This is a genomic window from Ameyamaea chiangmaiensis (genome assembly GCF_013376175.1).
Taxonomy (GTDB): Bacteria; Pseudomonadota; Alphaproteobacteria; order Acetobacterales; family Acetobacteraceae; genus Ameyamaea; species Ameyamaea chiangmaiensis.
The window spans coordinates 1-8412 of record NZ_JABXXR010000122.1 but is presented as its reverse complement, the minus strand read 5'-3'; the positions used below and the strand labels follow the sequence as shown (position 1 = coordinate 8412).

Here is an 8412-nt window from a genome sequence, read left to right as displayed (position 1 = left end):
GCCGATCCGCTGGCGCCCGGGTCGGTGCCGGTCATGCGGGAGATGCCGGGCGTCGAGGTGGCGCGGCGCATGACGCCCGACCACGTGCTGCCGGTTGAGTTCGGCCTGCTGGAGGTGCGTCTGCCGCTGCCACCGCAGGCGCGCGGGATCCTGCCGCTGATCGACGGCGAACGCAGTGTGGGCGATCTTGCCGCGTTGCTCGATCAACGGGGCGTGCCGGCGGACCGGTTCGGCGCGATCTGGGCACAGAGTTTCGCGGCCCTCGAATCCGTCAACCGGGTCCTGTTGCGACCGCCGGCCTGAGCCGGGGCGCGCGCCAAGGTTGATCTGGCGCGCCTTCGCGGACTGGTTCATTCTGTCGGAGCGCCGGGCGCGCGCGAAACGGGAAAGACGGAATCGGGCATGTATCAGGCGCCGGGCGCGGACGCGGTCTTCGACAGGTTTGGTAGCTGCAGTGACGAGGACTGGCTCAACGTGCTGGTGTCGTCGCTACGTGTGCCCGAGATCAACGGCGCGCGGATGCCCGATTTCCCCGACGAGTCCCTGCAACAGGAAATCCATGGCCATAGCGGCGAGGTTTCGCTGCACGAAGCTCACACCTTTTATCGCGAGATCAAGGCGTATGCGGCGTTTGCCGGTCGGCCTCTCGCCGCGCACCAGAGGCTGATGGATTTCGGCTGCGGCTGGGGGCGGATGGCGCGGCTGTTCATGAAGGACATCCACGCACTGAACCTTTTCGGCGTCGATTCGACCGAGCGGTTCCTGATGGAAGCGCGCCGCTGCAATCCGGCGTTGAACTTCCTGACATGTTCCCTGGTGCCTCCGCTGATTGTGGCGCCGGAGACGTTCGACACGATCATTTCATGGTCGGTCTTTTCGCATCTGGACGAATTCCTGGCCAATCACTGGATGCGCGAATTCCACCGTGTGCTGAAACCGGGCGGTCTGGTCATGTTCACGACGCAAAGCCGCCGTTTCATTTCCTTCTGCGCCGAAATGCGGACGCGCCGGGCGTCGGGCATGCGCCTCGAACACGGATGGTACGAAGCCTGCGCGGACTCGTTCGTGGACGAGGCAGCCGCGAATTCACGTTATGAGGCCGGGCAGTTTCTGCACGCCGCCTCCGTGCAGCCCCCGCATCCGCAGTCCCATTATGGCGAGGCCATCATTCCACGCGGCTACGTCGTCAGCAAATGGGGCCACCTGTTCCGGATGATCGAGTTTCTCGATAATCCGGTACGGCTGCCGCAGGTGATGATCGTATTGCAAAAGATCGACACCGTCTGAGCGCGCAGCCGGTCGGCCGCATCATGTTCAGAACAGACGCGACCCGGACGCGTTGAACGCCATGCGCGGGTCGTGCCGAACGGTCGCAGGCACCATCGACAACGTTGACGACCGGGCGCGTCGGGGCGCCTTGTTCAACTGCTTCCAGAGCGCGGGATCGCGGTTGTAGAAATCCGGCGCGTATCGCAACACGCCCTTTTCGTCGACAAACGCGGTCTGGTAGATGACGAACACAGGCACCCCCGTCGGCAGCACGTTGCGCGTCGTCGTACCAGTCGCGATGCCCTGATCGACGGCGCTGACGGGCTCTTTCAGCAGCAGGGCCGCCAGTTCGCGCGGGTTCTGAACCCGGATGCACCCATGACTGATGCGGCGATTGATCCGATTAAATAACGAGCGGTCCGGCGTGTCGTGCAGATAGACATCAAAGCGGTTGGGCATGTCGAACATCAGCAGTCCAAGCCCTGCCTCGGGGCCGGCCATCTGTTCGACCTCTCCATTGGCCAGCATGATCATCTTGTTGCGAGCAAGATAGTTCGGATCGCGATGAATCTTGGGCAGGATCTCGCGCGTGACGATGTCCTTTGGAACGACCCATGGCGGATTGAACAGGCTCGCGTCGATCACGGCCTGGAATTCGGGGCTCTGGTTGCGTTCCACATCCTGCCCGACAATCACGCGGGTGGAAAACACCGGCTGGTCATCATGATAGTACACCAGACGCTCGTCCGCAACGTTGACCATGACGCGATCGGCCGGCAGCGTGCGTGGCAACCACCGTTGACGTTCGAGGTTAACTTCGACCCTGCGCACACAGTCCGGGTTTTTGCGTTTGTCGGCGGCACGCGCCGTCCGGCAGGCCTGCAAGGCCTTTCGAAGGGCACGATACGTGGCGGTTGTCGGTGCGAGGGCATCAAGCGTCGCACCGGGGTCCGCGTCGTCGAGGGCCTGGCCGACCTTCGCCGCGCTGTCGACCGGACCGGGCGTCAGGGCTTCGCTGTCTGATCGTCGTTCCACCGGCACCGCGCCACGCGCCATGGCGTCGGCGTAGGCCAGTGCCGCGTCCGACAGAAGCAATTCGCGTTCCAGCGACGACAGGGTACTCTCATGTTTGAGAGCATCCGCGTGGAACAGCGCGGGGTTGAGACCCTGCTCGTCGGCGTGCGCCACGGTGGCGATGATGGCCTTGGCCTGCTCAGGGCGGCTGGCCCACACGGGTCCGAAATCGTGATGGGCGTAGAATCGTTTCAGAAGATCAGTGTTGACCACGTCACCCGCAATGACGACGGGTTCCGGTGCCTCGATCGTGCGCCCGATTTCGGTTTCCGATGGCTGCGTTATGGTGGTGCAGGCGGACAAGCTGAATGCCGCCGCAAGTGTAAAGCCGCCACAAACGACGGAAACCCGTCGCCCGGCGTCGCGTTTTACTATTGTGATCGCCGCGAGACCGTCATGATATGACTTTTTTTGCCACCACGATGCAGACACGTACCATGACTCCTCAACCCTTCACCATGACGCAAATAGTAGTTTGACTTTCTGTCAAGTCGTGTTCTTAACTACCTACTGTCCATCAGGGCATTACCAAGGGAGTAACAGATGTCCGCGACTTCTAAAACATCGTCCCGCTACAGACTCCTCCGCAATACGGCTCTTATCGCCGTGGCACTTCCTCTGTCGCTGCTCGCCGCATGCGCAGACGACAAGCCGCCGCCGCCGGCGCCGGTTGAAGCCGCCCCCCCGCCGCCGCCCCCCCCGCCTCCGCCTCCGCCGCCGGCTCCTGCAGCCCGCGGATAACGGCCAGCGCCTGATCCATCAGTCTATACAGTTCCAGCCCCACATCGGGGCTGGAATTTTTTTATGGGACGTCGCCCTGTTCCCGCGTCTGAAGGGGCATGGGCGCGTCCCGAGAGCGCTGTCCCGGGTCCGCGTCAACGTGGTCGTTTTGTGTCCGGGAAGAGCCGGCTGGCAGGCCACACGCGGCTTCAGCCCGTGCTGAGGGATGTCATCGCTCCGGTGACGGCCGGGAGCGAATGCTTCTGAACTCCCGTTTACGGATCGCGGGGCGGGCGTCTGACCGTGTCAGGCCAGAGTCGCCCACGGCGAGGAGGCGGGGCGTGCGCCCTGATGGCGGCATCAGCTCCCCACTGGTCTCCCAAGCTTCCGCAGCTGGGCCGGGTCCAAACCCGTTGAGGACGCTGCGAGACTATGGACCGAACTCAGGGCCGGTCGCTTGTTCCGAAGCGACCGGCCGTGAACGATCGAAACCCTGGTCTTCCCGGTTTCGCATCGGGAAGACGCTCCGCTTAGTATGTCGCTGACAGGCTGAACAGGAACGCGCGACCGGTAGCAGGCGTGATGCGGTCGCTGAACAGGTTGGAATAATTGAGGCGGTTAGCCAGATTATAACCGTTCATCTGCACCTTCCAGTGCTTGAGGAAGCTGTGTGAAATCATTGCGTCCCATTCGACTGTGGACGGTGCGCGCGCTGTGTTGGCGGCATCCAGCCAAACGCCCTGCCGCCACGTCAGGCCGCCGCCGAAGGTGACGTTCCATGGCGTATCGGCCATGGCCGTATAGGTCGTCCAGAACGTTGCTGAATTTTTCGGCACATATTGAATCTGTTTTCCGAGGTTCGCGGGCGTTTGAGACGAAACGGTCGTCGAGTCGTAATAAGCGTAGGTCCCGATCACAGTCCAGTTCTTCACGATCTCACCGGACGCGCTGAGTTCGATGCCCTGATTTCTCTGGGTGTCGCTTGAGGAGTTGACATTACCCGTCGACGGATCGGTCTGAAGGGCATTCCCCTTCTCAAGCCGGAACGCCGCGGCTGTAAAGCCCATCCGACCGTGAAAGGCGTTGTATTTCGCGCCCACTTCATAAAGGTTGCTACGTTCCGGCTTGAAGCCCTCGGTCGACGATTTCAGCGGCTCGGAGCTGTTGGTCACATAGAGCCCCAGCGGCGTCGTCGACTGTGCCCAGTTGAAATACAGCATCGTGTTATTGTCTGGCGTGTACATCAGGTTGACGGTCGGATTGAACGTGTCCTGGTTCTGGCCGTAGGACACGCCTGTCCCGACCTCGCCTTCGTTTGCCGAATAGTGGCTATCCCAATGGTCCCAGCGGAACCCGGCGCGCATCGAGAGTTTTGGGGTGAACCAGATCTGGTCGGAAAAGAAGGCGCCCACGTCGGTCGCGGAGCCCGTCTTGTACAAGGCCCGTCCGACACCGTTAATATTCACCAGATCGCCGCTATATTGACCAAGACCGCCGAGCAGCAGCGTCGGCACGTCATTGGTGGGGGAGGTCAGGCTGGTCGAATCCACCCGCGTTCCATTCACCCCATTATAATTATAAGCATAGTTCGTGCGGCGATCGTATACATGTTCCACATCCCATCCGGCAATGACCTGGTGCTTCAGAGGGCCTGTGTCGAAATTCGCAATGGTCGAGAAAACATTCTGAACTGACCAGTCATTCTGCTGATAAGGCTCGGGGCCGCCCAGATGACCACGTCGGTTGATCTGCGCGGCCGCCGGATCGGCAAAATACGCCGCGTTGCAGGTTGCGTTGCACACCGCCGATGATGCGGAAAAGTAGCGCTCATATAGTCCGCCGCGCAGATCATCATAGAAGGTGATGTGTGAATTCAGTTCGTGCTTCAGATGGGCTGACAGCATATCGACGTTCGTGTCGTCCTGATCGTACTGCGTGCCATACCAGTTGTTGCGATTGACCCCGAATTCCGTTCCGGGCCGCACCGTAGTGGTCCCCGGTTGCGTCAGCAACGGCACGCCGTAATCGGGGATACGGTTGTCGGTCTGGTGGAAGTATTCGAGGGTCAGCGTCGTCGGCTTGCCCAGGCCAAACGCGATCGAGGGAGCAATGCCCCAGCGGTGTGAATAGATGCTGTTACGGCCGACTTCGTTATTTTCATTGCCCATACCGACAATGCGGATTGCGGTCGATTCGCCGATCTGCTGGTTTACATCCAGTGTCCCGCGATAGTAATCGGCTGAGCCGCCCGAGAACTGGCCGCCATAGCTGTTGCCCAGATGCGGCTTCTTGGTCACCATGTTGATGGCGCCGCCGGTCGTGCCGTTACCGAACACTTCAGACGACGGTCCCTTGATGACCGATACGTGATCATAATCAAAGCTGTCGCGGCTGTAGACGCCGAAATCACGCAGTCCGTCTTCGTAGATGTCATTTTGCGCCTGAAAACCGCGGATCAGGAACTGATCGCCGCTCATGCCGCCTTCACCCTCGCCGACCGAGGCGGTGATGCCGGGCACGTTGCGCAGCGCTTCGTCGAGCGACTTTACGTTCTGCTGTTCCATCAGCAGTTTGGGGACGACATTGACCGTCTGCGCGGTGTGCATGACGTCATTCGGCATGCGGCTCAGGCCGATATCATTATGCAGGATGTTCATCGGACTGCCGACGACGGTCAGATGCTCTTCCCCGGAGGCATTCGCGCCCTCCTGCGCCACGGCCTGGCTGTTCAGCGGATGCGCGGGAATGATGCCGTCGGTGCGCGCCGGGACGGTTGCCGCCCCATCCGGCTGTTGCAACGCCGCACCCCGCGCGGTCTGGCCCTTGCCATTTGTCTTGCGGCTGAGGTGACGGTGATGCCTCGTCTTCGCAGTGTCAGCGTCGGACGACGTGGCGGCCTCGGCGCCCCCGACATGCAATCCGGAACACAGCAGCGCGAAACCGGCCACAAGCGGGGCTGTGTGAACACGACGACGATTTGAGGGGTTCTGCATTCTCTCGCTCTCGTAACCACGGGGGACATGGCGATGTTAAAAACACAAATGAGAATCAGTCACAACTACATATATGACATCGAAATTCTCTCCTTGCGTCTGGGTTCCAAGACCCGAGCAGAAATGTTATGCAAGAAAATTTCCCTCAATCATGTCTGTTGAGACGTGTCCGAGACACGTTTCCGATCGGGGCCGTCAGGCCGCGCTCCCGTGCCGCTTTTGCGGCACGGCGGCGATGATCGAGCGCAGAGGTTCCGTTAGTGTCTGTCGCGTTGGTACTGGCTCGTCGCCACTGCGACGGCAGTTCTTGTTTTTGTAACCAGCCTTTTTCCGTCACATGACGCATTCGGCGTGCCTTACGTCCTGGCGGTCGTCCTGCTTGCGGACCGTTGCACGCCACGCGTGCTCTACAGCGTCGGCGAGATCTGCATCGCCCTGAAGTGCGCATCCTTCGCCTGTCGCCAGTACAATGACGGGCCTGGCGACGCCTACACCCGGCTGGTACTTGGCATCATTGCCACCTGTAGCGTGACGCCTCTCGCTATCCGGAATAAACAGGCCTGGGATGCGCTCACCGCGTAAGCCCGGCTGCTGGCGCACGCGGACTGAATCACTGTGCCAGCACAACTGACCCTCTCCATCGCGCAGGAGATCCACCAGTCGCCGTCAGCCATCACTACACCCGCGCAGCCGGGCCGACGATGGCTCACGCTCACTCGGGAACAGCCCGATTCTTCGTGGGGCCGTGGCCTGTCTGGAGCAGAGCGGGGCCAGTGATGCCCGAGCCGCGTTTCTCATCAGCCGTCTCCGTGCTCTGGGACGGCAATGAGTTCGTTGGCAGAGACAGCGGGATCGTGCCCGGTCAATATCGCCAATGGCGGCGGCTGCTGGGCCCGTGCGTGCCGCCTCAGGGCCGGGTGCGGGAGTGATGGTGATGGGAGAGACTGTGGACTGCCCGTGAGCTGGCCGACTTCTTGCGTTGTGAGGAGAGCACCGTTCGGCGGATGGTGAGCCAGTCCCCAGAACGTTCCCCGCCGCGTGTGGCTGGCCCGCCCTCGCTGGAGTCCGGAGAGGGACAAGCAGCTGGTCAATGAGACCGACGGCAATCCCGACATCACGGGTCGGACGCCCACGGCTGCGGACAATACGATTGGGTCGTCACGCCTTCGTGAATACACCAAAGGCCGCTCTAACTCTCTGATTTTCAGGAAATCATGGTGCCCAAGGGCGGAATCGAACCACCGACACTGCGATTTTCAGTCGCATGCTCTACCAACTGAGCTACTTGGGCACCGTGCCGGGTCAGGCCGGCGGTTGGTGCTTTAGCCCACCGTCTGGCCGGGATCAAGCCGGGGAGATCATTTTTCTGTCTCCGAACCGTCTACAGGCTTATCGGAAGGGATGCGGTAGTCCCCCGAGAACCAGCGGCCCAGATCGATATCGGCGCACCGACGCGAGCAGAACGGGCGCATCGTGGGTGTGCCCGGGCGGCCACAGATGGGGCAGGGCGGCAGTGAAGGTGGCAATGTCAACGGTGTCTCCCGGTGGCTGGCCCGGTGGTTGTATGGTCTGTAAAGCCCGCAGGACGCCATGACAGTGGCGGCAGCGACGGGTTCAGCGTTATCGTCAGGTGACGGCCGGTCTGCCGCTGATAGGCATCCTGCGCGAACGAATCAGCGTCCCATGCCGCCAGAACCGAAAGCCCGGCTTCGACAGCGGCGCCGTCGCCCGCAGCCGCACACACCCGCGCCATGGCAAGGGCACGACCGTGGGCACTCGCGTCGCGTTCATGTAGCGGGGCCTCCCGGCGTGGGCGCACGATCTCGAACAACCCCAGCTGCGTGATGCCGAGGCAGCGTGGCCCTTCGGGATCGCGTTCCAGCACCGTGTGAAGGTCCGGCAGCAGGGCCGTGCGTTTGCGGACCTGCAAGCCGGCAGGATCGACCAGAATGGCCCCCCCAAGGGCGCGCAGACGGATCTGATCGCCCAACGCAGCCAGCGCCTCGCGGTTGGCGGCGAACTGGGCGGTCTGCTTCGCCTGCTGCTCCGCCCCGTTCATGTCCATGTCGATCGCGGTCAGGGCCGGCGTGGGTGTAATCGTCGCACGGATCTGCGTGGTCAGAGCGATAGTGGGTTCGTACAGCGCCCCTACGGCATTGTCCGTCACGCTGTCGAACGCGCTGCGGACGCGCTCCAGACGCGCGTGCAGCGCTGTCGGCAAGAAGGTGGTCATGTACGGGTCGTCGATGGCGATACGCGCGTCCGCCCAGCGCTCGGCAAGTCCGACGACCGGTGAGGGTGCGCGACGCAGCAGGCCGATCTGGTCCGGGTGCGCACCCGTGGCCGCGCCGTCCCC

Annotated in this window: 6 protein-coding genes, 1 tRNA gene and 1 pseudogene; 3 read left to right on the top strand and 5 right to left on the bottom strand. The window is 62.1% G+C overall.

Annotation, left to right across the window (positions count from 1 at the left end; genetic code table 11):
- Window positions 1-303, top strand: a pseudogene (locus HUK82_RS12595) (methyltransferase); the annotation flags it as partial.
- Window positions 304-402: 99 nt separating this feature from the next.
- On the top strand, window positions 403-1287 hold the full coding sequence (locus tag HUK82_RS12590) for a class I SAM-dependent methyltransferase (protein ID WP_176614297.1): 885 nt from the start codon (window positions 403-405) through the stop codon (window positions 1285-1287).
- A gap of 27 nt (window positions 1288-1314) precedes the next feature.
- On the opposite strand, the gene HUK82_RS12585 is transcribed toward HUK82_RS12590, so the two are convergent.
- Together HUK82_RS12585 and HUK82_RS12580 are read right to left on the bottom strand one after the other, a co-directional pair.
- Complete coding sequence (locus HUK82_RS12585; protein ID WP_176614296.1) at window positions 1315-2646, bottom strand: L,D-transpeptidase scaffold domain-containing protein; 1332 nt, start codon at window positions 2644-2646, stop codon at window positions 1315-1317.
- 947 nt (window positions 2647-3593) lie between these two features.
- Window positions 3594-6056 (bottom strand): TonB-dependent receptor, encoded by a 2463-nt coding sequence (locus tag HUK82_RS12580; RefSeq protein WP_176614295.1) that lies wholly within the window; start codon window positions 6054-6056, stop codon window positions 3594-3596.
- Window positions 6057-6407: 351 nt separating this feature from the next.
- Between HUK82_RS12580 and HUK82_RS12575 the strand changes: the two genes are divergently transcribed.
- Entirely contained in the window at window positions 6408-6638 is a 231-nt protein-coding gene (locus HUK82_RS12575) for a hypothetical protein (RefSeq protein ID WP_176614294.1), read from the top strand.
- Window positions 6639-7271: 633 nt separating this feature from the next.
- On the opposite strand, the gene HUK82_RS12570 is transcribed toward HUK82_RS12575, so the two are convergent.
- The 3 genes from HUK82_RS12570 to HUK82_RS12560 all read right to left on the bottom strand — a co-directional run.
- A tRNA-Phe gene (locus tag HUK82_RS12570) sits at window positions 7272-7347 on the bottom strand.
- Between the two features lie 67 nt (window positions 7348-7414).
- The gene (locus HUK82_RS12565; RefSeq protein WP_246495318.1) at window positions 7415-7588 is read right to left on the bottom strand and encodes a DNA gyrase inhibitor YacG; all 174 of its coding nucleotides are present in this window, start codon (window positions 7586-7588) and stop codon (window positions 7415-7417) included.
- Window positions 7585-8412 (bottom strand): ribonuclease E/G (locus tag HUK82_RS12560; RefSeq protein WP_176614292.1); only part of this gene is annotated, 828 nt, incomplete at its 5' end. The genes HUK82_RS12565 and HUK82_RS12560, both read right to left, overlap by 4 nt.